This is a genomic window from Bacillus luti (assembly GCF_009739945.1).
In the GTDB taxonomy this organism is placed as follows: domain Bacteria; phylum Bacillota; class Bacilli; order Bacillales; family Bacillaceae_G; genus Bacillus_A; species Bacillus_A luti.
The window spans coordinates 3,158,290-3,181,240 of the sequence record NZ_CP040336.1; the positions used below are offsets into that span (position 1 = coordinate 3,158,290).

Here is a 22,951-nt window from a genome sequence, read left to right on the forward strand (position 1 = left end):
CCCTTACCTTTTATTCATATGCTATAAATATGATGCGATTACATTCGCTATTCTTGCTAGAAACCAATCCCAGCTACTTATTTTTTCAAAATCTTCTTCAGAAAATCGTTTTGATTTATGAAAGTCTTCTTTTAATCGACTCCATACGTCATCAACAACTGTTTTGTCATATATGATACAGTTAGATTCATAATTTAAATAAAAACTTCTATTATCAAAATTCGCTGTCCCAATATCCACAATTTCTCCATCAATGATTGTTACTTTCCCGTGAAAAAAGCCATTCCGATATTGATAAATCTCCGCTCCAGCATGTAACATATCTTTCAAATACGGATAGGCAGCTTGTTTTAACAATACGGCATCACTTTTAAATGGGACGAGAATTTTCACGTTGACACCGCGGTTTAATGCATCTTTTAACTCTTTCATCATTTCTTTACTTGGTACAAAGTATGGCGTAGCAATAATTAAAGACTTTTTAGCTTGCTTTAAAAGCGCTCCATATTCTTCCCATAATCCTTTTCCATCTGAAAATAAATATTGATATTTTACATTCCCTATCACAGGTAAACTTTCATGTAGAGGCATTTTTTCTCCCGTATCTTCTTTCCAGTCAACAGCAAATTTTCTTTCCATATCCGTGGCACCATTCCCTTTGACTCGTACATGATAATCACGCCACGGACCAAATTTCGGATCTTGTCCAAGGTACTCCTTTCCAATGTTAAAGCCGCCGACATATGATACTTTTCCATCTATCGTAACAATGCGTCTATGGTTCCGTTGATGCAATGAATAGAAAATATTTTTCAGTTTAGGCTTTTTACTAAACGTAAACTGGACACCATTTCTTTTTAGTTGACGGAGTATCTTTTTCTTCAGCTTATATCCACCTATTCGATCAACTGACAATTTTACTTCTACTCCACTCGATGCCTTTTTTTCAAGCAACCGCAAAAACTCTTGGCTTATTTCATCTTTACCTACAATATAAAAATGGATATATATGTACTTTTCTGCATTACGTATATCCTCAAATAATTTCGTATATAACTCTTCACCGTTCGTATATAGTTGAAATTCCCCTAATCGAACTTGTCCTAATTCATATTCACTAGCCATTTTTTTCCCCATTTCCACATCGATGTTCATCCAAATGAATACACCTATTAAACAAAGGAGTATAGCGAAAAAGTGTTTCATGGATATTTTCCTTTCTCCACTTACTGTTATTTCTATATCTTCCCTTTTTTAATACATTATCATGCAAGAAAATATGCCATTACATGATATATGTCCATATCAAACGATAGCTCATTTGCATATTGTATGTTGTATCTTAAAATAAAAGGAGGAAATAACAATGGGCTTCGCACATGGTAATGGATTCGCGCTATTAGTCGTATTATTTATCCTCTTAATCATCGTCGGTGCTGCTTGCTTCTGCTAAGTAGTTACTGTCATATGATATGTGGATGAAAAAACTATAAAAGAGGACACCTATTTAAGGTGTCCTCTTTTCCATATTAAAACTATTTCAGTCTTGATGGTTATTTTGATGACTACATATTCAACTCAAAAAGTTAGTAATGTAGCTACTTTCTTACTTTCTGCCTTACGTATATGACGTTGTTCTGCACGTAACACAGCGATGCGATGTAGTTCTTTCTCTTCTTCTGTTTCAGGAATGACACGCGGAACTGGAACTGGATTATTTTCCTTGCTAAGAGCAACAAAAGTAACGAATGAAGTTGCTGCTATACGTTTCTCACCTGAAATTAAGTCTTCAGCTACTACCTTCACAAATACTTCCATTGAAGTTCTTCCCGTCCAAATTACAAAGGATTCATAACTTACACAATCTGAAGAACGAACCGGATGTAAGAAATCTACCCAATCCATAGAAGCTGTGACACATTCTTTTCTTGCATGCCTCGTTGCTGAAATGGAAGCAACCATATCCATCTCCGCTAATATCTTTCCACCAAATAGCGTATTATGATCATTTAAATCTGTTGGAAATACTCGGCTCGTTTTAAACACTCTAGATTCATTTGCTGTTTTCCCCTTAACTCCTGTCACTGTTTTCACCCCTTTAATTATTTATCCATACATACTGCATCATGTGAACTACATGTTTAATATTAGCAATCTTTAGAACATTTAGTCCATAAAAAAGAACCGATGTTATCAATCGGCTCCTCTAAATACATATTGTTCTTTCGGCTGTTCAACTTTATTCCATTTCGTTACTTCTAAAACAGGAATGTTCGCATGGAATGGTTGATAAAATTCAGTTGATATTTCTCCTTCAACTTGAATCCAATCATCATTGTTCCATTCTACCCCTTCTGGTTTTTTCACTAACATACCATATACACCAGAATCCGCTACACAATGTATGATACCGAAACGGAATAAGAAGTATTGTTCTTTTTTAGATGAATCATCTCTGAAAACAAATCCTTTATAGGATAGTTTTTTCCCAGTAAACTCGCCAGGATAATTATAAATCGTCTCCATACCTTTTAAGAAATCTTCATCTTTTAAAGCAATATTATCTTTCGTAACAAACTCTTTCTTCCCTTTCTCCATTACACCACGATAGCCTTCTTTTCCGTAATAAATACTCGTATCAGGTCTTAAAAATTGCCTTGTCATAAATGGATCTTTACTTTCTGCCTGTGCTACTGGAAAATGAAAGCCCTTCGCTTTAACAATATCCGAATCTAATGTCGCAATCGGGAAAAATAATCCTGAAACAATTGGGAAACAGAACAAAGTGTAAGAAAATGTTCGTTTCCACCAAGTATTTTCATCTTTTGAATGATCATGCCCACAATGGCTATGATCACATCCACAATTGTGCTGTTCTTTCTCCTTTTGATGCTCTTTCTGGAAAACGATAATAATTTGTATAATCGTTAAAAATCCTAAAATAATAGCCGCTGTTTTTGATAAATAAGCATATTTCATATTGATATACTTCGTAATATTACCTGAAATATGAAGTTGCGCAATTAAAATTGTAAAACCTAATAATATATATGCTCGAAACATAATCTACCACCCCATCGCATATATGAGTAGTGAGCTCGCATAAACCACAAGTGTAACTGTAACCGTAACGACAATTACAAATTTCGTTTTAAATGTCGCAAGCATCATAAACATATTTTTAATATCCACCATCGGTCCATATACGAGGAACGCGACAAGTGATGCTGTTGAAAATGTACTTTGGAATGACGATGCAATAAATGCATCCGCTTCTGAACAAAGTGATAAAATAAAAGCAAGTCCCATCATAACAGCTGATGAAGAAAACGGCCCTTGTCCAATAGCAAGAAGTGTTGAGGTTTGTACGAACGTTTGAACTGCAGCAGCAATTAACGCTCCTAACACTAAATATTTTCCCATTGAGAAAAATTCCTCAACAGCGTGTGTACATACGTCCCACATTTTTTTACGTAATGGACGCTTATGATTCACTTCTGGGAAGTGATCATCTCTTAATTGATGCTCCTTAAACATAAATGATAATATAATTCCAACGATAATTGCTACGATAATCGCTACAATAGAACGATACCATACCATGTGCATACTACTTCCAAAGGCAACATATGTTGCAAATAATACAACTGGATTAATAATTGGTCCAGTTAACATAAATGCAATCCCCGCGTATGGTGGAACGCCTTTTCCAATTAATCGTCTTACAATCGGAACAATTCCACATTCACAGCCTGGGAACATCATGCCTAAAAAAGTAGCTAACAAAACAGACAGAAATCGGTTCTTCGGCATCCATCTTGCTACCATATCTTCTGTCACAAACATTTGAATGAATCCTGAAATAAATACACCAATTAGCACAAACGGAAGTGCTTCGATCAATATTGAGATAAAGATTGTATTCATTTGCAGGAATGCTTTCGGTAATTGAAACAATTCCATGATGTATTTCCTCCAACTTTTCATTAACAATATGTAATTTTAACCCCATTTTATTATTTGAACAAGACTTATAAGGAATTCATACCCTTTCTAGACATTACATTTTACACCTTATATCCTTTGTCAAAATTGGGATTTTATAATAAAAAAGCTGCTCTAACGTAGTTTTATAACTATGCTAGAGCAGCTTTCTTATCGTTAAAAGTAACGTTTCTTCCAAAACACAAATGCTAATGTGAAAGATAGTGTTACACATATGATGAGTACAATTACAAAGCCATGCGCTTCCCCTTCAAACGGAACCTTTACGTTCATTCCAAAGAAACTAGAAACCATCGTTGGTAAAGATAAAATGATTGTAATAGACGTTAACAGTTTCATAACACTATTTAAATTATTTGATATGACGGAGCTAAAAGTGTTCATCATTCCACTTAAAATGTGACTATATATTTCCGCCATTTCAATAGCCTGCTTATTTTCAATCAATACATCTTCTAATAAATCTTGATCGTCTTCGTACATTTTTAAAAATGTACTATTACGCATTAATTTTTGAATTACAATTTTATTAGCCTTTAATGACGTTGTAAAGTATACTAAACTTTTTTCAAGGCCTAACAATGTGAAAATCTCTTTATTTTTCATCGATTTATTTAATTGATGCTCTAAATCGATTGTTTTTCGATTAATTTGCTTTAAGTATCTTAAATAATAAGTAGAAATTGTATATAAGAGCTGAAGTGCAAAGCGTGTCTTTTTAAACGTATAAAATTCTTTAATACGTTGGTTAATAAAACGTTCAAAAATTGGGTTTTCTTCTAAGCAAATTGTAACAAAACAATCTGGCATGACAATCATACCTATTGGAATCGTGTCATAAATCGAATTTCCTTCTTCATCATGTCTAACTGTCGGAATATCCACGATAATTAAAGTATTACTGTCTTCCTTTTCAATACGAGAGCGTTCTTCATCATCTAAAGGGTCTTTAATGAAATCTAAGTCTACATTTAAAGTTTGTACTAGATATTGAATTTCTTCTTCCGTTGGATGAAGTACATTAATCCAGCAACCCTTTTGCATTTCCTCAATCTCTTGTAGTTTTCCGTTTCGGTCTGTTAAATACATATTTAACATACTATCACCCCGATTCTTTTTACATGTGGGAATCTACCTCACTTAAACAACAGTTTTTGAACCGCCATGTTCAGCATATGAAACATACGTTTAAATTTCAATAGAAAAATTATTTTGAAAACGTTTTTATTAGAAAAAATTTATAAACATAGAAAAAGACAGAGTGTTCTCTGCCTTAAAAAGCTTATGTTGCCTTTATAACATATTTAGAAAGCATCCACAAGTTACAGCCAACTGAAATCGTATAGCCAGCGTATGTTGAAATGATAAAACTTACATAATCAAAATGTGGCAGCAGCACAATATTTAAAACTATTTTTACAATAAGTCCAATACCTAATCCTAGCACTGTTTTCTGTTGTTGATTGATTCCTTGTAACATAGCAGCCGTTACGGTGAAGAGAGAAAATAGTATACAAGCAGGAGCATAGTACTGTAGGATAATCCTTCCCATCTCCGGATCATTTCCTGCACCAAATAAAAGAGTATATACCGGCTTTGCTAACACCATCATCCCAATCGCCGCCGGTACCGTAATCCCTACTACTAATACATTCGTCCGCGTGAAATGTTTGTACAACAACTTCGTATTTCCCGCTGTATAAGCTTTCGTCATCTCTGGTACGAGAGACATACTAAAAGCTGTCGCAACAGAAACTGGAATGAGCACAACCATTTGAACTAAGCCGATGATCGCATTAATCTTTTCTGCTTCTCCTTGCATATATCCGATTTGTATGAGTAGTTTATTAATTGTAAATGTATCAATCGTCTGATACAACGGAATCGCTAAACCAACTACAACAAACGGTATTGAATATGTAAAGAGCTCCTTATATAACGAGAAAAAAGATTTCGTTGTTTGCGGTATACTTGCCATCTCTTTTTTCTTTAAATGCCTTCTTCTTTTCATATAATACGCACTTAATACACTTAATCCACCTATAGCCCCCATAAATGCACCAAACGTAGAAATACCAACTGCTAATGAAACAGAGGCTTTTAACACATATAAAACAACAAAGCTTCCTATCAAAATGGTTAAGACTCGAAAAAATTGCTCTACAACTACACTGAGCGCAGAAGGTCCCATCGATTGAAACCCTTGAAAGAATCCCCTTAATAAGCTCATTACTGGTACAAGTATTAATGCAAAACTTACAATTTGAATGTTATGAGTTACAGCCGTTACACTATTCCCTGTTTGATCATTTCCATCAATCACCAGTTCAGCTAAATGTGGTGCTAACAAATACAGTGTAAAACATGAGAGAACTCCCATTAAAAGCATAAATACGATACCACTTTTCAGCACTCTTTTAACCGTATGATAGTCATTCAGTTGATCGTATTTTGATACCATCTTTGAAACAGCGAGTGGTAATCCCATCGTTGCAATACTGAGCATAAGCGTATATGGACGGTATGCATATGTGTATAAAACGTACCCACTCGTACCGACCATAGCTGTAAATGGTATTACATATATAAATCCTAACATTTTAGATATCATCGTTGCCATCGTTAAAAATATCGTTCCACGTATAAACGGTGACCCTTTCATCACATTCCTCCGCTACGCTTTATTATTACACATTATGGACAACTCCCTTTCTTTAGAACCGAACCGAAACAAATAAAAAAAGCCAATGAAAAATCATTGACTTTAACGCGCTGCTTTTTTCTTTTTGAAATACTTTAAACCGAAGTATAGAGCAACAAAGAGAACCGCTCCTATAATTATGTAATGTGTGTAATCAGATGCATACTCTTTAATGTGTCGCCAATTTCCACCTAGCTTTTCACCTAAGTATATAAATAGTATTGACCATGGAATAATCGCAACTACTGTATACAGTGTAAATAGTTTTAATGGCATCTTAGCTAATCCTGCTGGAATAGAGATGGCATGACGTACGACTGGGATAAAGCGTGCAGAAAAGATTACTCCTGCTCCGTAACGCTTAAACCAATTTTCTGCTATGTCTAAATGATGTTTATTAATAAGTAGATATTTTCCATATTTCTCTACAACTGGACGTCCGCCATAGTATCCAAGCCAATATAAAAAGATTTGAGCTAAAGTACCACCGATTGTTCCAGCAATAACTGCACCGACAAAGCTAATTTTACCATCCGCGACTAAAAAGCCAGCATACGAAAGTACAATTTCACTCGGGATAATTTCAATCATTAAAGCTAGCGCTACTCCAAAGTAACCTAAGCTTGCAAAAAATTGCAATAACTGATCTATTATGCTTGCTAACATTTTATTTTCTATCTCCTTTTTTCTTCACATACCATCCCATTATTACATAAAGGTTGCATTCTGCCAATATCTTCATTCCAACAATATTATCGGGAATAAGCATTATTAATCTATTAATGTTTCTTTCCGAGGCTCTTTCATGTAGGCAAACATTTCTTTAATTTGCTCTTCTGTATTTCTAGCAATCGATAAATTAGGCAATTCATTCTCACCAAAAAACTCCACAGCTTCTGTTTCAATACTAGTTTTCTTTTCGCCACCAATAATCTTACAGCCAATAAAAATTTTATATACATGTGTTGCTGAAGGCGATGGTAGATGTTTTTCTTTATCAAATATAGCAAATAGCTTAAAATCATCTACTTCATAACCTGTTTCCTCTAGAACTTCTTTCGCAGCTACTTCTGTCGGCGTATAACCGACATCAGCCCATCCACCTGGCAATGCCCATTTTCCATCACTTTTTTCTTTCACAAATAATAGTTTTTCATTTTGAAAAATAACCGCTCTTATATCAACTTTAGGTGTTTGATAGCCTGTCTCACTTGCAAATAATTTCTCAACAACTTCCCAATCTGTTTTTGTGTAATGTGACATCATAGAAGTTGAAATATCTCTTAATTGTTGGAAACGCTCTATATCATACACATCCTTAGAATACGTTAACCCAGCCTGTGCTATAGATTGTATTTGCTTTACCCAATCAATCCATTTAATCGTCATCTCTACACAACCCCATTCTTTATCAAATAAATACTATTTCCCTTTTATTGATACCTCTTTATTATACAAAAAAAGAGATTGATAATGTTTCAATCTCTTCAAAATTAATCCAATTCATGTAGATGTTCTTGTATATACTTTCTTCTTTTGGTTATATATTGAAAAATCATTTCAGCTTCTTGATCAAATGTTTCTATTTTTTCTTTCATATATGGATCTTGTAGTAAATACGGACGAATCAATTCACACAATCCTTCTACTTTCGGCCTCATAAAAGAAATTGTAAATTGCTCTTCTAATATTTCTTCTAAAATACTGCGGTACTGCTTTCTAAATACAGGTATGTCTAACAACCTTGCACTTAACGTATTATACCCTTGAATGCGAATATACTCATGATTAAGTGGTCTTCCTTGTACATCGCGTCCCCAAGTCGCATCATAATCCCACGGTATAACTTCAAATAAATTTGTTTCATCGTTATGATATAATGCATAGTTATGAACAAAGCCATCAAAGTTTTGCGTAAAAATGACTCCAGCTAACCACCGTAAATATTTATCTACATGTAGAAACTTCCCTATTTCTTTTTCATAAGCTTCCCTCGTCAATGTATTCGCTTGAAATACAAATTCACTCAGTTGTTCCTCACTGTTTTTATTTGAATATTTAAATTCATAACCCGCAAAAAGCTCTGTCTTAACATCTTTATCTCTCTCACTCATTAAAGAAAAATTCGCATCATCATCTATCGCATAATAAATAGAACCACTCGGTAACCCTCTATTTTTCAAAAAGTTTTCATCAACTGATTCTAGCTGCAAATATACGCCTTGAATTTGACCATTAATTTTTACAAATACATGTTGTGACTTTGGTGAAAGTACACCAATATCACGAAAAAAATCTAGAGATAATTTATTTCGTATGAGAGACGGATCCATAAACTCAGAATTCAAATGAAACTCTTTCGCCCCTTGAAATTTTTTCGGCTTATAAAACATAACATGATAAGACTTTTTCTCAAATTCACGAATATGAGCACCCCGATATACGATATCAATATCATACTTCTTTTTTCCATAAGTTAATTTTGCTGGCACTGGACTGTCTGACCAAATGTCTTTTTTCAATTCCACTAAGTACATTGGATGAATAAAAAAATCATATGAAGGTAGCATGTTTTCTCATCCCTTCTCAGTTCTCTTCATTCAATGTATGCGCCTTGTCTTGTCCATACATCCGCTATCATCTATTTATATAAAATTACACTCTTGTCCTGTTCAGAAAGATACCCACGTACATATCCTGTTAAGGAAAAAGAATACCTTTTCAATTTAATACATGATAAGGAGGATTTCTATGAAACGTGATATTAGAAAAGCGGTTGAAGAAATCAAAAGTGCTGGGATGGAGGATTTTTTACATCAAGATCCAAGTGCTTTTGAGTGCGATGATGATAAATTCTCTCATCACCGATGTACAACTGGATGTAAATGTACAACTGGGGGTAAATGCCCAAGAACAAGATGTACTCGCGTGAAACATTGTACGTTCGTTACAAAATGTACGCATGTAAAAAAATGGACATTTGTTACAAAATGTACTCGTGTACGCGTTCAAAAATGGACGTTTGTTACGAAAGTAACGCGTAGAAAAGAATGCGTTTTAGTTACGAAAGTGACACGTAGGAAACATTGTACGTTCGTTACAAAATGCATACGCTTTGAAAAGAAATTTTTCTGGACAAAACGAAGTTTCTGTAAAAAGTGCGAATTCTTCCCGCATAGAAACGGTCACTCTTGCGATGATTCATGCGATCATGGTAGAGACTGTCACGATGACGGGCATAAGTGGAATGATTGCAAAGGCGGACATAAATTCCCATCTTGCAAAAACAAGAAATTCGATCACTTCTGGTACAAAAAACGTAATTGCTAGTTTTTATGCCTACAAAAAAGGCCGTTTTGCGGCCTTTTTTACGTTTATTGAAAATGACTTATATCTGCAAATTGCTTCACTTCACCTTTTCCTTCTTCAAATTCTATTATACTTAGACTAGCACTATGCATAAATGGATCATCCCATACACTTTCTATTTCAATACCCGCAAAATGTCCTACAAGTAGTTTTGCCGCTGCCGCATGGGAGACAATTAATATACTTTCTCCTTTATGCTTTTCTAATAGAAGCTGAATCCCCTCAATTACCCTTTTATGAACAGCCTCAAAATTTTCTCCTGATGTTGACTGAAAAAGATGTGGCTCATACCAAAATAACTGTATGTCGTCTGGGTATTGTCTTTCTATATCATCAATTGTCTGTCCCTCCCAAATACCCATGTTAATTTCATAGAAATGCTCATCCGCGATTATCGGTATTTCACGTTCACCCTTTATTAACTCTGCAGTATGTAGGGTTCTTTCACTCGGACTACTATAGATCGCATGAATCGATAAATCTTTCATTCGATCCCCTAATTGTTTCGCCTGTAACATACCCTTTTCGGTTAATGCTGAATTTTGCCTTCCTTGCATGCGCTTCGCTACATTCCATTCCGTTTCACCATGCCTTGTTACATATACCGTTGTTTTCATTTCTTATTCCCCCTCACCATTTTGGTCGTAATTCCCACGGTTCTACTCTCCCTACAATCCATTCCGCTCGTTTACTTTCAATCCCTTTTATAACCCCATCCGCTATCTCTTCATTGGTAAGCCATCTTCCATATGTATCTTCTAAAATAAAACCTAATATAATTCTGTGATAACTACATTGTGTACCACCTATTTGTGATGCGGCCATACGCGATGCTTTACTGCCTAAAATATGAAATAAACTATATGTTTCAGACGACAAATCTAGTTCTTTACAGATGTTTGATAGAGCATGCTTTGCACTCGAGTGTACCCATGCGACAACTACTGTTATTGGACCATTTTTCTCAATTGTATCTTTAATAGCTACCTTCACATCGTCATCATCATGATAATCTAGCGAAAGGCATGTAATACTTTTAGGTGCCGAACTCGCTCGCTTAACATTTTCTAACTTCACTTCATCTCGTCCAATAATAGAAACATGGAACCCTTGATCACAAAGCCACATAGATACTTTCTTTAACATCCCTGTTCCACCAATTACAAGCGCATGCAAATGCTCTCTCCTCCCTTAATAAAACGTCATATGAGATTTCTCATCCTTATAATAATTTAGACGTTCTTGTAACGTCCCTGAATGAAACTCAAACTTATGACCATCAGGATCAACAAAATATATAGACTCACAATCTCTTACAGCTCGTTCTCTTCCTTGTAAAATATGAACATTATTTTCTTCTAGCCGCTGCAATAGGCTTTCTAAGTTTTCTTTTTCAACAGAGAATGCAATGTGTGTATAAGATTGGCGAATCTCATCTCTCGGAATATGCGCCTCTTCATTAAGCGCTATCCATACTCCACATATGTTGAAATACGCTAGTTTTCTCCCTTTAACTAATAATTCTCCTTCTAGTACTTTTTCGTAAAACATAATAGATTTTTCTAAATTAGATACTGAAAAACATAGATGATTGATTCCCTTTAACAACTGGACTTCCTCCTATACAAATAAAAGATGAGCGAAAATTCACTCACCTTTTATTATACTATTTTTTTGTAATATATGCCCATTTATAACTGAAGTCCCCACCAAACGTATGATTCGCAATACCTTTTACGTAAGGTTTCTCTAAATACGCTGTACTTTGTTGGTACGCAGGAGAAATAGCAGCATCTTGACCAATTAAGATTTTTTCAGCTTCCGCAAGTGCTTTCCAGCGTGCTGCGTCATCTTTTAATAGTTCTCCTTTAGATTTCGCTACTAAATCATCATACTTCGGATTTGAATAATCCATTTCATTAAATGAGCTTCCAGTCACGAACATATCAATATAAGTCATTGGATCTGGATAATCTGGACTCCATGCAGATAATGAGAATTCATATTCAAATTTCTTTTCTAAATCTAATTTCTGCTTATACGGTTGTTGTTTCAAATTCACTTTAATACCAGGTAAGTTTTTCTCAAGTTCTGCTTTAATAAAGTCGCCCACTTTTTTACGACTACCGTTATCATCATTTAGTAACTCTACTGTAATTGTATCTTGACCAAGTTCTTTCTTCGCTTCTTCCCATATTTTTTTTGCCTTCGCTGCATTATCTTTACTATCACGGAAGTTTTTATTTACAGTGCGGAAGTCTTTTCCATCCGGTCCTGTCGTAAATTTCTCAGGTACTAGGAAATATGCTGGTAATGAACCGTCATTTAAAATAACATCAGCAATCCCTTTTTTATCGTATGCTAAATCAATTGCTTCACGAACTTTTTGGTTTTTAAATGTTGCATTTTTTTGATTAAAGCGTAAGAAATACATACGCGGGTCTAATTTCGTTTTAAATTCATCTGGCTTATTCTTTTTATATTTATCAACAAACTCAGAACTTAAAATAACACGGTCTGCTTGATCACTGTCATATAAATTCACTCCAGTGCTCGTTTCCTTCACGATACTAACATTAATTTCTTGTAACTTTACAGCCTCTTTATCCCAATAATTTGGGTTTTTCTTTAACTGGTAACTTTGTTCATGTTTCCATTCACTCATTGTAAATGGACCATTGTATAATAATTTATCTGCTTCTAATCCGTATTTATCCCCTTGTTCTTTTACATACTTTTCATTTAATGGGAAAAATGTAGGGAAGGACGTAAGTTCAAGGAAATAAGGTGCCGGTTGCTCTAATTCTACTACCAACGTTTTATCATCCTTCGCTTTAACACCTAATTGATCTGACGGTAATTCCCCTTTGTTTACTTTCTGTGCATTTTTCACATCAAATAAAATGAATGCATATTCTGCAGCTGTCGCTTTATCTAATGTACGTTGCCAAGCATATACGAAATCTTGCGCTCGGACTGGATCACCATTTGACCACTTTGCATCACGTAATTCAAATGTATATGTCTTTTTATCTTCACTAATCTTCACATCTTTTGCCATACCTGGCGTTGGTTTATTATCTTTATCTAAACGATATAAACCTTCCATTGCATTTACAAATACACGGAAGGATACAGAATCTGTCGATTTAGATGTATCCATTGAAGGAATTTCAGCTGATTCTAGCAGATTTAATACTTGCTTATCTGCCACTCCCTTATTTGGTTCTTTCTTCGTTGTCGAAGCCTTCTCCCCAGTCCCACATCCTGCAACCAAAACACTAGTCGATAACGCAAGTGCAGCAATTGTTGTTGTCTTTTTCTTCATTCTTCCTTCCCCCAATCTATATGTATAAGTTAAAGCCCGTATAATATATATCATTATACAAAAGATTCTGATTATTTTAAATATTTATTTTAATGAAAAATAAAAAAGCGGTCAGAAATCAATTTCCGCCCGCTTTTTTGTATAACATGTACTTGTAATCCATCCTCAATGTCAAATGGGTTTTGAACCTTAAATATATCGTCCATCATCTTCAAAAACTCTTCTTCATTTTTAGATTCGCCATTAATCGAAAGTGAGTATGGCTCAACTTCACCTAATTTATAATCAACAACAAATTGAATTATCACCTGCTGTTTTGGCATCCCAGGGCTATACCCTTGGAATTCTACTAATTCTAGCCCTTCCGTCCCGCGGTAATATATCCACTCTGGTTTTTGAAAATAATTTTCAAATGATTCACCAATTGAAAAGAACGGATATTCATAAAGCGAGTTTGTACGAACCTTTTGAATAATATCTCGATCAGTTGGAAAAAAGAAATGGCTAAAGAAAATAGTAGCAACTGCTAACATAGTAACGATTGTCGCTCCCATTTTACTTGTGCCGCCACTATCACGAATAAGATATTTTTCAACCGATTCATCTTTAATTCCCCGTGCTTTTATTCTATATATACGCCTTTCTGCAAATTGATAATAGAATCCATTCGCAAAAATCCCCATCCCAAATAGAATAAATATGAGTAATAAAAATGTAAGAGGTACCATATTAACGATTGGCAATGCTACATTAAACCCCATATAATATGAAAATGCATCACATGCTACTAATAACAGTAAAAACAAAGCAGCAGGTACATAATGCTTACGATACCCAAGCCAACCTACACTGAAAATAGCAGCCCAACCATTCCAGCTCCACCTAGCAATCCGCTTATTTTCAAGCTCCCATTTTCTTTTATAATACGGGTACTGTCCCCCTACATATACTTCTAATTCTTTATCTATTAGCAAGTTTCCCTCATCTTGTTCATTATGCAAGTTACGCTGACAACTTGCACAATTTAACTGATCATCCGCGCAAGGTTGCCCACAATTTATACATTCCAAAACAATCCCTCTTCCCATCCATACGTCATTTCAAAATACCTTCGTGTTTTAATAACCACTCTTTCCTCCATAAACCACCCGCATACCCAACAAGTTTCCCGCTCTTCCCTATTACACGATGACACGGAACGATTATTGATATCGGATTACGACTATTTGCTCCTCCTATCGCTCGTACAGCTTTCGTATTTCCAACTTTCTCTGCAATATCTAAATATGAAGCGCTTACGCCATAAGGAATAGTATAGAGCGCATCCCATACATTTTTTTGAAATGGTGTTCCCTTAGCAGACAGTGGGACCGTAAACTCTTTTCTTTTCCCTTTAAAATACTCATCCAACTCATTTATACATTGAACTATCATTTCATTTTTATTTTCTTCTTGTCGTTCATCAACAAATATAACAGACATAATTCCTTCTTCATTTGCTGTAACTTCCAACAAACCTAATTCACTATCATAATAAGCCTGATACATATGTCATCCTCCCATTCATTTCATATTAGTCATTGTAACACGAATAGACAAAATTTTTCGTATAGGCGTTTTATTAGAGAAACGAAAAAGGGAATGGTAAAATATAAGAAAATTCAATCAAGGAGGCTATTTGATGCATTCCAAACTTTTTTCACCCTATACAATTAAAGATGTTACAGTAAAAAATCGTATCGTCATGTCACCTATGTGCATGTATTCTTCAGAAAATGAGAATGGCCAAGTAACTAATTTTCATCTCGTTCATTATGGAACCAGGGCTGCCGGTCAAGTCGGTTTAGTGATGATTGAAGCAACAGCTGTATTACCAGAAGGACGAATTTCTAACAAAGACTTAGGCATATGGGATGATAGCCTAATTGAAGGCTTACATAAAACGACAACATTTATACATGATAATGGTGCAAAAGCAGCCATCCAACTCGCTCACGCCGGAAGAAAAGCTGAATTAGAGACGGATGCTTTCGCTCCATCAGCAATTCCGTTTAATGACGCAATGAAAATACCAGTAGAAATGAGTATACAGCAAATTAAAGACACCGTATTAGCTTTTCGAAAGGCTGCACTGCGTTCAAAACAAGCAGGTTTTGATGTTATTGAACTACACGGCGCTCACGGTTATCTTATTAATGAATTTCTTTCTCCACTTTCCAATAAGCGGACTGATGAATATGGAGGTTCATCTGAAAATCGCTATCGTTTCTTGCGTGAAATCATTGACTCAATAAATGAAGTATGGAGTGGCCCGTTATTTGTACGTATTTCAGCAAATGATTATCATCCTGAAGGGTTAACGGTTCAAGATTACATTCAGTATACACAGTGGATGAAAGAACAAGGGGTAGATTTAATCGATTGTAGTTCTGGCGCTGTTGTACCAGCACGCATTGATGTGTATCCGGGATATCAAGTACAATATGCTAAACATATTAAGGAGCATGCTAACATTGCAACAGGTGCAGTTGGATTGATTACGACCGGGGCACAGGCGGAGCAAATTTTAAATAATAGCGAGGCAGATTTAATTTTTATCGGACGTGAGTTACTTCGCAATCCATACTTCCCAAGAATAGCAGCAAATGAACTTGGTTTTGAATTACAAGAACCGTATCAATACGAGCGAGCTCCAGGGAAAATCAGTACGAATAAATAAAACCGAGAAGTCATTCTTCTCGGTTTCATTTATTTTATCGATGTAATTTCATTTGAGTTATACGTATGAATACCCGATTCTTCTCGCAGTGCGGTTATATACATCCCTTTCGCCACATCTTTAGCTGAAATTGGTTTATACTTTTTGAAAGCCCCTTTAAAGATAAAAGGAATAATACGAGATAACTTTTCAGCCATTCGTTCACCAAAACGAAATTCTTGTCGATTCCCTACTAATAATGATGGCCTAAAAATGTGAATACCACCGATCACTAATTTTTGCAGTTCCTCTTCCATTTTGCCTTTCACTTGTGAATAAAAGAAAAACGATTTAGGATTTGCTCCCATAGAAGACACAACAAGGAAATTTTGAACCCCTTGTTTTTCAGCTAGACAAGCTGCTCGTAACGTATATTCATAATCTACTTTTTTGAAATTCGCCTTTGTTTTTGCTTTTTTTATTGTCGTTCCTAGGCAACTAAAAACATCATCTACAGCAAAAAACTCTTTATATTCCTCTAATACAGAAAAATCTACTTGCTTTTGCTGTAACTTTTCATGCTGCCATTGCATTGTTTCTCTTACAAAAATAGTAACCGAATCGTAGTAATCTGATTCAAGTAATAGACGCGTTATCTCTTGTCCAACTAAGCCACTTGCACCAAGTACTAACGCTGTTCGTTTATTCATATATGTGTATACCTCTTTATTTACTATTCTCTCCTATAGCTAATCGCCACTAACAGGAGTTTCCGTTCTTCCATTTTACCATAAGTAAAGCACTATGCGTACGCATAGTGCTTTACTTACTCATTTTTCTCATCTTTCTCTGGCAATTTCGTTATTGTTGATGCATTCCCTAAATTACTTATTAATCTTCTTAAAAAAATTAAAACTAAAGCTAATGGAAATACTACTGCTAATATTAATAATATAGCTTCCATTATATATCCCAAACACTCATCCCCCCTCCACGCCCTCCTTTCAAATATATGAACGCAGCGTTGTCACATATGCATGCATTAGCAAAAATAATACATATATATTTGACAACTTTATAACAAAATCAAATCGGAATGATTATTATTTATTGCAACTTTATTAAAGATGTATTATACTAAGTTCGCAAACTAAAACGTAATTATTCCGTTTTGTATTAAAATGATATTTTTCTTCTATAATTGGGGAAAATATATCCGTATAAAAGAAAAGAGGAGAACTTCATGCCTAAGAGATTGACTATATTTTCATTCTTACTTATTTTCACTTTAATGTTTACTGGTTGCTCAAATAAAAAAGAAAGTACTGCCAAGAAAGATGGAAAGCTAACTGTTTATACAACCATCTTCCCTCTTGCTGATTTCGCAAAAAAAATTGGTGGCGACTATGTAAATGTTGAAGCAATTTATCCACCTGGTGCAGATTCTCATACATTTGAGCCAAGTCAAAAACAAACAGTACAAGTTGCAAAATCCGATTTATTCGTTTATAACGGCGCTGAATTAGAGCCATTTGCTGAAAAAATGGAAAAAGCATTACAAAAAGAAAATGTTAAAATTGTAAATGCATCAAAAGGTATTGAACTGCGTACTTCTACTGAAGAAGAGCATCATGATCATGGAGATGGCCACAAAGAGGATGAACATCATCACGATAAAGACCCACACATTTGGTTAGACCCTACTCTAGCAATGAAACAGGCAGAAAAAATTAAAAATGCACTTGTAGAATTACAACCTGACCATAAACAAGAGTTCGAAAAAAACTTCGCAGCACTTCAAACAAAATTTACTGATTTAGACGATCAATTTAAAGCTGCTGTAGCAAATGCAAAAACGAAAGAAATTTTAGTTTCTCATGCTGCATATGGGTACTGGGAACAACGTTATGGCCTGAAGCAAATTCCTATCGCTGGAATCTCAGCTTCTGATGAACCATCTCAAAAGCAACTTGCTGATATTACAAAAACAGCAAAAGAACATAACTTAAAATATATTTTATTTGAAACATTCTCTACTCCAAAAGTAGCATCCGTTATTCAAAAAGAAACAGGTACAAAGATTTTACGCTTAAATCACTTAGCTACTATTTCTGAAGACGATGCGAAAAATAATAAAGATTACTTCACTTTAATGGAAGAAAACGTAAATACATTGAAAGAAGCTACTAACTAATCAACTTTTGATAAGAAGCTGAATATGACATTCAGCTTCTTTTTTATGCGCTTCTGCTTGACTTGACCAAAATAACAAGTAAAATTATCCATATTAGCTTTTGAGCTATATTAATTTAGAAGGTGAGTTGGAATTATGACTCTTCACATTTGTGAAGTAACAGCAAAAAATTGGCGTTCAGTAGCTGCTTTAAACGTCGCAAAAGACCAGCAGCAATTTATTGAAAGTAATGCGTTTTCTTTAGCAGAATCATTATATGAAGGAAACGGAACGTCAATAGGTTTATATGATGGAGAAACACTTGTAGGATATGCAATGTACGGATGGTATTGGGAAAAGCGTAAAAGTGTGTGGTTAGACCGCTTTATGATTGACCAACAATATCAAGGAAAAAGATACGCAAAACGTTTCCTTCGCATACTCCTTCAATTCTTACAAGATAAATTTGAATGTAATATAATTTATTTAAGTTTACATCCAGACAACAAACTCGCAATGGGACTATACGAATCATTTGGTTTCCGTTTAAACGGGGATATTGATGATGAAGGCCCAGTTGTAGGTGTTGTAATGGAGTTACTTTTAGATGAACATACAAGCCTGTGAAAACAGGCTTGTTATTATTTATTTATCAATGTCACATTTTCTATATTTAATTTCTTCTCCCTATTTACTTCGCTTTTACAATCTAGTATTACCTCCGTAAAATGCTCATTCGATTGAATTAAATGAATTACTTGATTGTTTAAATGGATTATTATTTCATCTCCCTCATTTGTAACATCTGAAAATAGACAACTAATTATTTCTCTATCTTCTTTTGTTATTTCTCCATATAGCTTTACCGCAATTATTCCTGAAATGCCCTGTTCCACACTATTGGGATACATATATTTCTCCATATATTCTCTGCTCTTTTGATCATCCATTTGTTGTAGAAAGAATTGAAACGGCATCCCCTTCATAGGCTGTATGTATGCATTTTTCCACGGCATAGTTTTCTTAAACAAATTAAAAAACCACTTATATTGTAATGGTTCTGGTTTTGTAATTTCAATTCCACCTTCTATCATTTTTTCATACACTTTATCTATATTTTCAACATCAATCGCTAGTCCGATTAACCCTCGATGACCGGCATAATATTTCTGAACCCACTCTTGTACCCAGCCACCACCATCTTTTGTTTTTACTCTTACTAATTCTAAATATTCCTTTCCAATCCATACGTTAGATACTTTGAAGCCTTTCGTTCCCTTTCCCCATTTCGGAACATATGGAAGTCCGATAGAATGTACGTTTTTAATCATTTCCTTGTTTTCTTGTATCTCTTTATTTACATTTACAACAAGATGATCAATTTTCATATTCTTCCCACCATATTTTTATTTTTGTAATAGCTTTTCTAATTTATGAATAAATCGAAGTTGCATCTCACATTGTTCATACATATTTTCGAAAATAAGTTTCACATACTCTGGTGCATGATCTTTCAGTCTTTCTCCTTCCCTCATTTCTTCATAAGTAGCTAATATTTCTCTTTTCTGTTCATCTAAAGCTTCTAAAATCTCTTCTCTCATACCCTCTTCTTCTGAAAGGAAAGTTAATGCTGTATATAAATGTTTCGGAAACACAACTGATGACTTTTGAAACGACTCCTTTAATAGTCTTTTAAATTCTTGACTTCCCTTTTCTGTAATACAATATATCGTTTTTGAACGTCTACCAGTCATTTCAATTGCTTTTACTTGAATTAATTCCTCATTTGTCATTTTTTTTAACGCGTGATAAATAGAAGCCGGGAACACCTCTGCCCATTTACTACTTTGCACCATATATAGCGCCTGCTGTATTTCATAACCAGATAGCGACTCCTTTTTAGTAAGCAATCCAAGAATCATTAAACGCACTTTTTCTCCCCCTACTCCAAAAATACTAAACGTTTAGTATTTTCAGAATATCTTAATATAAATTCCAATTTTAGTAAACAAAAAAGCCTGCAATATACGCAGGCTTATTTCACACACTCCTCAAAATGTTCTTGGAACCATTCTTTATTAATATCTTTTCCGATAAACACGACTTCACTTACTCGTTCTTCGCCCTCTTGCCACTCTCTATCGTATGATGCAGCAAACAATGTATGCACACCTTGGAAAACGATACGTTTATCTACTCCATCGATAGATAAAATTCCTTTATAACGATATAAATACTCCCCTAGCTCTTGAACGACAGCTGACATCCACTCATTTAATTTTTGTAAATCTAACGGGCGCTCTTCACGTAATACAAACGATTTTACACCTTCTAGATGGTTATGTTCTGTATGAGGATAAATTTGTAACGTATCTTTCGTTTTAAACGTTTGAATTTGTAGTAACGATGGAATATCTACATCACAGTTAGTGGCCTCGATTAACTTTGCAGTTGGGTTAATACCTTGCAGTTCCTGCAATAGATTTTCCTTTTCACTTTCATTCACTAAATCTAATTTATTTACTAAAACGACATCAGCAAATGCAATTTGTTCCTTTGCTTCTAGCCCTTTTTCAAAATGTTTATGTATATGATAACTATCTACTACTGTTACAACACCGTTAATTTGATATGCAGATTGAATGACTGGATCTAAAAAGAATGTTTGTATAATCGGCCCTGGATTTGCAAGGCCAGTCGTTTCAATTACTAAACCATCAAAATCCATTTTACCTTCTGCTTTTACGTCCAGTAATTGTTTTAAAGCAACGAGTAAATCCTCACGTACAGTACAGCACAAACAGCCGTTTGTCATTTCCATAATTTCTTCTTCAACATTCATAATCAACTGATTATCAATACCAATTTGTCCGATTTCATTTACGATCACTGCTAATTTTTGGCCGTGATTCTCTGATAAAATACGATTTAATAATGTCGTTTTCCCTGATCCAAGAAAACCAGTTAATATTGTTACTGGAATCATTTCCTACATCTCCTTATAGCTATATGTTTCTACATTATAGCATATAGAGAAAATCGTTTTTGTAGCAAAACATATTTATTGTTTGTACGCCCCTCTAACTATATAATAATATGTAGTAAGAAAGCCTTTTCAAAAAATAACCATTCATCAAGGGGGTACTTATAATGGAACGAGTTCAAATGGCCGAAACGCTAGAATTTTCTCGTATTATTCAAGGATTTTGGCGCTTAGCAGAATGGAATATGACGAAACAAGAATTACTTTCTTTCATTGAAGAATGTATGGATATGGGGATTACCACTTTCGATCATGCTGATATTTACGGCGGATATACGTGTGAAGGATTGTTTGGAGAAGCGCTACAATTAAAGCCTTCCTTACGTGAAAACATGCAAATTATCACAAAGTGTGGAATCGCTCCCCCATCACCAAAATTTCCGGAGCGATATGTTGCTCACTACAACACTAGTGCAGAACATATTATTCAAAGTGCAGAAGCATCACTTAAAAATTTACATACGGATTATATTGATGTACTGCTCATTCATCGTCCTGATCCATTTATGGATCCAAATGAAGTGGCGGAAGCATTCTCACGCTTAAAGCAAGAAGGAAAAGTTCGTCATTTTGGTGTATCTAACTTCTTACCTTCTCAATTTAATATGCTAAGTTCGTACTTAGATTTCCCGCTTATTACGAATCAAATTGAAGTATCTGCACTGCAGCTTGAGCATTTTGAAAAAGGGACAATTGATTTATGTCAGGAGAAACGAATCAACCCAATGATTTGGTCACCACTTGCAGGTGGTGAAATTTTTACTGGTCAATCAGAACGCGCTGTACGTGTACGTGAAACTGTTCAAAAAGTTGCTACTGAGCTAGGTGTTAATAGCATCGATACTGTTATGTACGCATGGTTACTCGCTCATCCAGCTAATATGATGCCAATCGTTGGCTCTGGTAAATTAGATCGTGTAAAAACAGCCGCTCTTGCTACAAAAGTTAACTTAGATCGTCAACAATGGTTTACAATTTTCGAAAGCTCTAACGGGCATCCTGTACCATAATATAAAAAAGAAGAGCTGCTTTCTTACAGCTCTTCTTTTTCATATGTATTTCTCGTCATTGCAAATACACACATATCCCTTAATCCATTTCCATCGACCGCAACACTCGCACTTTCTAAAATACCTTCTAACTTAAATCCTAATTTCTCTGGTATGGCTCTACTCTTCTTATTTAGAGAATCACAACGAATTTCTACTCGGTTTGCTTTCAGTTCAGAGAACGCGTAATCCGTTATACCTTTCGCAGCCTCTACCATATAGCCCTTTCCACTAAACCTTGAATCAATCCAATACCCGATTTCAAATTGAGGTATATCCCAATTAATACGATGTAATCCGCTAGAAGCAATAAATTCACCTGTTTCTTTCGAAAATACTAGTAATCTCAAATCTTCACGCTGTAAAAATTGAATATGCGATTTTCTAATACTCTCTTCTATTTCTTCTTCTGTTTGCTCTTTTTGTGCAAACACCATCCAAGGTTTTAATTCTTTCATAGAAGCTTGAATTGCATCATATACAACTTTACCGTCACCTGGTTTCGGCATTCGAATGAATAGTCTTTCAGTATAAAATTCAGAAGAAAAATCGAATAATAACGGATTCACTGTAAACACTCCCTAT

The 22,951-nt window shown here is 34.8% G+C and carries 27 protein-coding genes; 6 read left to right on the forward strand and 21 right to left on the reverse strand.

The annotated features are described in order from the left end of the window. Positions 1 to 21 precede the first annotated feature (21 nt). Complete coding sequence (cls, locus tag EUC40_RS16100) at positions 22 to 1,206, reverse strand: cardiolipin synthase (RefSeq protein ID WP_071712569.1); 1,185 nt, start codon at positions 1,204 to 1,206, stop codon at positions 22 to 24. A gap of 160 nt (positions 1,207 to 1,366) precedes the next feature. Between cls and EUC40_RS16105 the strand changes: the two genes are divergently transcribed. After that, entirely contained in the window at positions 1,367 to 1,453 is an 87-nt protein-coding gene (locus EUC40_RS16105; RefSeq protein WP_000505094.1) for a YjcZ family sporulation protein, read from the forward strand. A gap of 125 nt (positions 1,454 to 1,578) precedes the next feature. Here the strand turns inward: EUC40_RS16105 and EUC40_RS16110 are convergent, their stop codons facing one another. From EUC40_RS16110 to cotH, 8 genes are all read right to left on the reverse strand, one after another. Next, entirely contained in the window at positions 1,579 to 2,085 is a 507-nt protein-coding gene (locus EUC40_RS16110) for an acyl-CoA thioesterase (protein WP_000148200.1), read from the reverse strand. Positions 2,086 to 2,193: 108 nt separating this feature from the next. Then, positions 2,194 to 3,063, reverse strand: a complete 870-nt coding sequence (locus EUC40_RS16115; protein WP_071712568.1) for a TIGR03943 family putative permease subunit — start codon at positions 3,061 to 3,063, stop codon at positions 2,194 to 2,196. A 3-nt stretch (positions 3,064 to 3,066) separates the two neighbouring features. Next, positions 3,067 to 3,963, reverse strand: a complete 897-nt coding sequence (locus tag EUC40_RS16120; protein WP_000418729.1) for a permease — start codon at positions 3,961 to 3,963, stop codon at positions 3,067 to 3,069. Between the two features lie 198 nt (positions 3,964 to 4,161). Continuing rightward, positions 4,162 to 5,103, reverse strand: a complete 942-nt coding sequence (locus EUC40_RS16125; protein ID WP_000933701.1) for a magnesium transporter CorA family protein — start codon at positions 5,101 to 5,103, stop codon at positions 4,162 to 4,164. 184 nt (positions 5,104 to 5,287) lie between these two features. After that, entirely contained in the window at positions 5,288 to 6,667 is a 1,380-nt protein-coding gene (locus EUC40_RS16130; RefSeq protein WP_156575976.1) for a putative polysaccharide biosynthesis protein, read from the reverse strand. A gap of 102 nt (positions 6,668 to 6,769) precedes the next feature. Further along, on the reverse strand, positions 6,770 to 7,372 hold the full coding sequence (uptA, locus tag EUC40_RS16135; protein WP_000881208.1) for an undecaprenyl phosphate transporter UptA: 603 nt from the start codon (positions 7,370 to 7,372) through the stop codon (positions 6,770 to 6,772). 105 nt (positions 7,373 to 7,477) lie between these two features. After that, positions 7,478 to 8,095: an NUDIX hydrolase N-terminal domain-containing protein gene (locus EUC40_RS16140; RefSeq protein WP_000153593.1), complete on the reverse strand. Its 618-nt coding sequence runs from the start codon at positions 8,093 to 8,095 to the stop codon at positions 7,478 to 7,480. Positions 8,096 to 8,199: 104 nt separating this feature from the next. After that, a complete protein-coding gene (gene cotH / locus EUC40_RS16145) occupies positions 8,200 to 9,276 on the reverse strand; it encodes a spore coat protein CotH (RefSeq protein ID WP_156575977.1) in 1,077 nt (358 codons plus the stop codon). Between the two features lie 181 nt (positions 9,277 to 9,457). Between cotH and exsB the strand changes: the two genes are divergently transcribed. Next, a complete protein-coding gene (gene exsB / locus EUC40_RS16150; RefSeq protein WP_156575978.1) occupies positions 9,458 to 10,036 on the forward strand; it encodes an exosporium protein ExsB in 579 nt (192 codons plus the stop codon). A gap of 44 nt (positions 10,037 to 10,080) precedes the next feature. Here the strand turns inward: exsB and EUC40_RS16155 are convergent, their stop codons facing one another. The 6 genes from EUC40_RS16155 to EUC40_RS16180 form a co-directional block, all read right to left on the reverse strand. Continuing rightward, a complete protein-coding gene (locus tag EUC40_RS16155) occupies positions 10,081 to 10,692 on the reverse strand; it encodes a phosphoserine phosphatase 1 (RefSeq protein WP_156575979.1) in 612 nt (203 codons plus the stop codon). A gap of 13 nt (positions 10,693 to 10,705) precedes the next feature. Further along, on the reverse strand, positions 10,706 to 11,251 hold the full coding sequence (locus tag EUC40_RS16160) for a short-chain dehydrogenase (RefSeq protein WP_156575980.1): 546 nt from the start codon (positions 11,249 to 11,251) through the stop codon (positions 10,706 to 10,708). 15 nt (positions 11,252 to 11,266) lie between these two features. Further along, positions 11,267 to 11,683: a FosBx1 family fosfomycin resistance bacillithiol transferase gene (fosB, locus tag EUC40_RS16165; RefSeq protein ID WP_156575981.1), complete on the reverse strand. Its 417-nt coding sequence runs from the start codon at positions 11,681 to 11,683 to the stop codon at positions 11,267 to 11,269. Positions 11,684 to 11,741: 58 nt separating this feature from the next. Next, positions 11,742 to 13,403, reverse strand: coding sequence for a peptide ABC transporter substrate-binding protein (locus EUC40_RS16170; protein ID WP_156575982.1), 1,662 nt, complete (start codon positions 13,401 to 13,403; stop codon positions 11,742 to 11,744). Between the two features lie 89 nt (positions 13,404 to 13,492). After that, the gene (locus EUC40_RS16175; protein ID WP_156575983.1) at positions 13,493 to 14,473 is read right to left on the reverse strand and encodes a DUF2628 domain-containing protein; all 981 of its coding nucleotides are present in this window, start codon (positions 14,471 to 14,473) and stop codon (positions 13,493 to 13,495) included. A 25-nt stretch (positions 14,474 to 14,498) separates the two neighbouring features. Continuing rightward, positions 14,499 to 14,951, reverse strand: coding sequence for a methylated-DNA--[protein]-cysteine S-methyltransferase (locus tag EUC40_RS16180; protein WP_071712558.1), 453 nt, complete (start codon positions 14,949 to 14,951; stop codon positions 14,499 to 14,501). 133 nt (positions 14,952 to 15,084) lie between these two features. Here EUC40_RS16180 and namA point away from each other — a divergent pair, with 133 nt between their 5' ends. Next, a complete protein-coding gene (gene namA / locus EUC40_RS16185) occupies positions 15,085 to 16,122 on the forward strand; it encodes an NADPH dehydrogenase NamA (protein WP_156575984.1) in 1,038 nt (345 codons plus the stop codon). 29 nt (positions 16,123 to 16,151) lie between these two features. Here the strand turns inward: namA and EUC40_RS16190 are convergent, their stop codons facing one another. Both EUC40_RS16190 and EUC40_RS27010 read right to left on the reverse strand, forming a co-directional pair. Continuing rightward, entirely contained in the window at positions 16,152 to 16,811 is a 660-nt protein-coding gene (locus EUC40_RS16190) for an oxidoreductase (protein ID WP_001042755.1), read from the reverse strand. Positions 16,812 to 16,927: 116 nt separating this feature from the next. Then, on the reverse strand, positions 16,928 to 17,077 hold the full coding sequence (locus tag EUC40_RS27010) for a hypothetical protein (protein WP_000540562.1): 150 nt from the start codon (positions 17,075 to 17,077) through the stop codon (positions 16,928 to 16,930). A gap of 267 nt (positions 17,078 to 17,344) precedes the next feature. Here EUC40_RS27010 and EUC40_RS16195 point away from each other — a divergent pair, with 267 nt between their 5' ends. Together EUC40_RS16195 and EUC40_RS16200 are read left to right on the forward strand one after the other, a co-directional pair. Further along, the gene (locus EUC40_RS16195; RefSeq protein ID WP_156575985.1) at positions 17,345 to 18,295 is read left to right on the forward strand and encodes a metal ABC transporter substrate-binding protein; all 951 of its coding nucleotides are present in this window, start codon (positions 17,345 to 17,347) and stop codon (positions 18,293 to 18,295) included. A gap of 135 nt (positions 18,296 to 18,430) precedes the next feature. Beyond that, positions 18,431 to 18,901, forward strand: coding sequence for a GNAT family N-acetyltransferase (locus EUC40_RS16200; protein ID WP_071712555.1), 471 nt, complete (start codon positions 18,431 to 18,433; stop codon positions 18,899 to 18,901). Positions 18,902 to 18,915: 14 nt separating this feature from the next. Here the strand turns inward: EUC40_RS16200 and EUC40_RS16205 are convergent, their stop codons facing one another. From EUC40_RS16205 to EUC40_RS16215, 3 genes are all read right to left on the reverse strand, one after another. After that, positions 18,916 to 19,662 (reverse strand): VOC family protein, encoded by a 747-nt coding sequence (locus EUC40_RS16205; RefSeq protein ID WP_156575986.1) that lies wholly within the window; start codon positions 19,660 to 19,662, stop codon positions 18,916 to 18,918. Positions 19,663 to 19,680: 18 nt separating this feature from the next. Then, complete coding sequence (locus EUC40_RS16210; RefSeq protein ID WP_151628074.1) at positions 19,681 to 20,205, reverse strand: PadR family transcriptional regulator; 525 nt, start codon at positions 20,203 to 20,205, stop codon at positions 19,681 to 19,683. A 104-nt stretch (positions 20,206 to 20,309) separates the two neighbouring features. Then, positions 20,310 to 21,260 (reverse strand): CobW family GTP-binding protein, encoded by a 951-nt coding sequence (locus EUC40_RS16215; RefSeq protein WP_063222785.1) that lies wholly within the window; start codon positions 21,258 to 21,260, stop codon positions 20,310 to 20,312. Between the two features lie 164 nt (positions 21,261 to 21,424). Here EUC40_RS16215 and EUC40_RS16220 point away from each other — a divergent pair, with 164 nt between their 5' ends. Next, positions 21,425 to 22,327: an aldo/keto reductase gene (locus EUC40_RS16220; RefSeq protein ID WP_149175515.1), complete on the forward strand. Its 903-nt coding sequence runs from the start codon at positions 21,425 to 21,427 to the stop codon at positions 22,325 to 22,327. A gap of 23 nt (positions 22,328 to 22,350) precedes the next feature. On the opposite strand, the gene EUC40_RS16225 is transcribed toward EUC40_RS16220, so the two are convergent. Continuing rightward, positions 22,351 to 22,935 carry a GNAT family N-acetyltransferase gene (locus EUC40_RS16225; protein WP_071712553.1) on the reverse strand — a complete coding sequence of 195 codons (585 nt, stop codon included), beginning with the start codon at positions 22,933 to 22,935 and terminating at the stop codon, positions 22,351 to 22,353. Between the last annotated feature and the right edge of the window lie 16 nt (positions 22,936 to 22,951).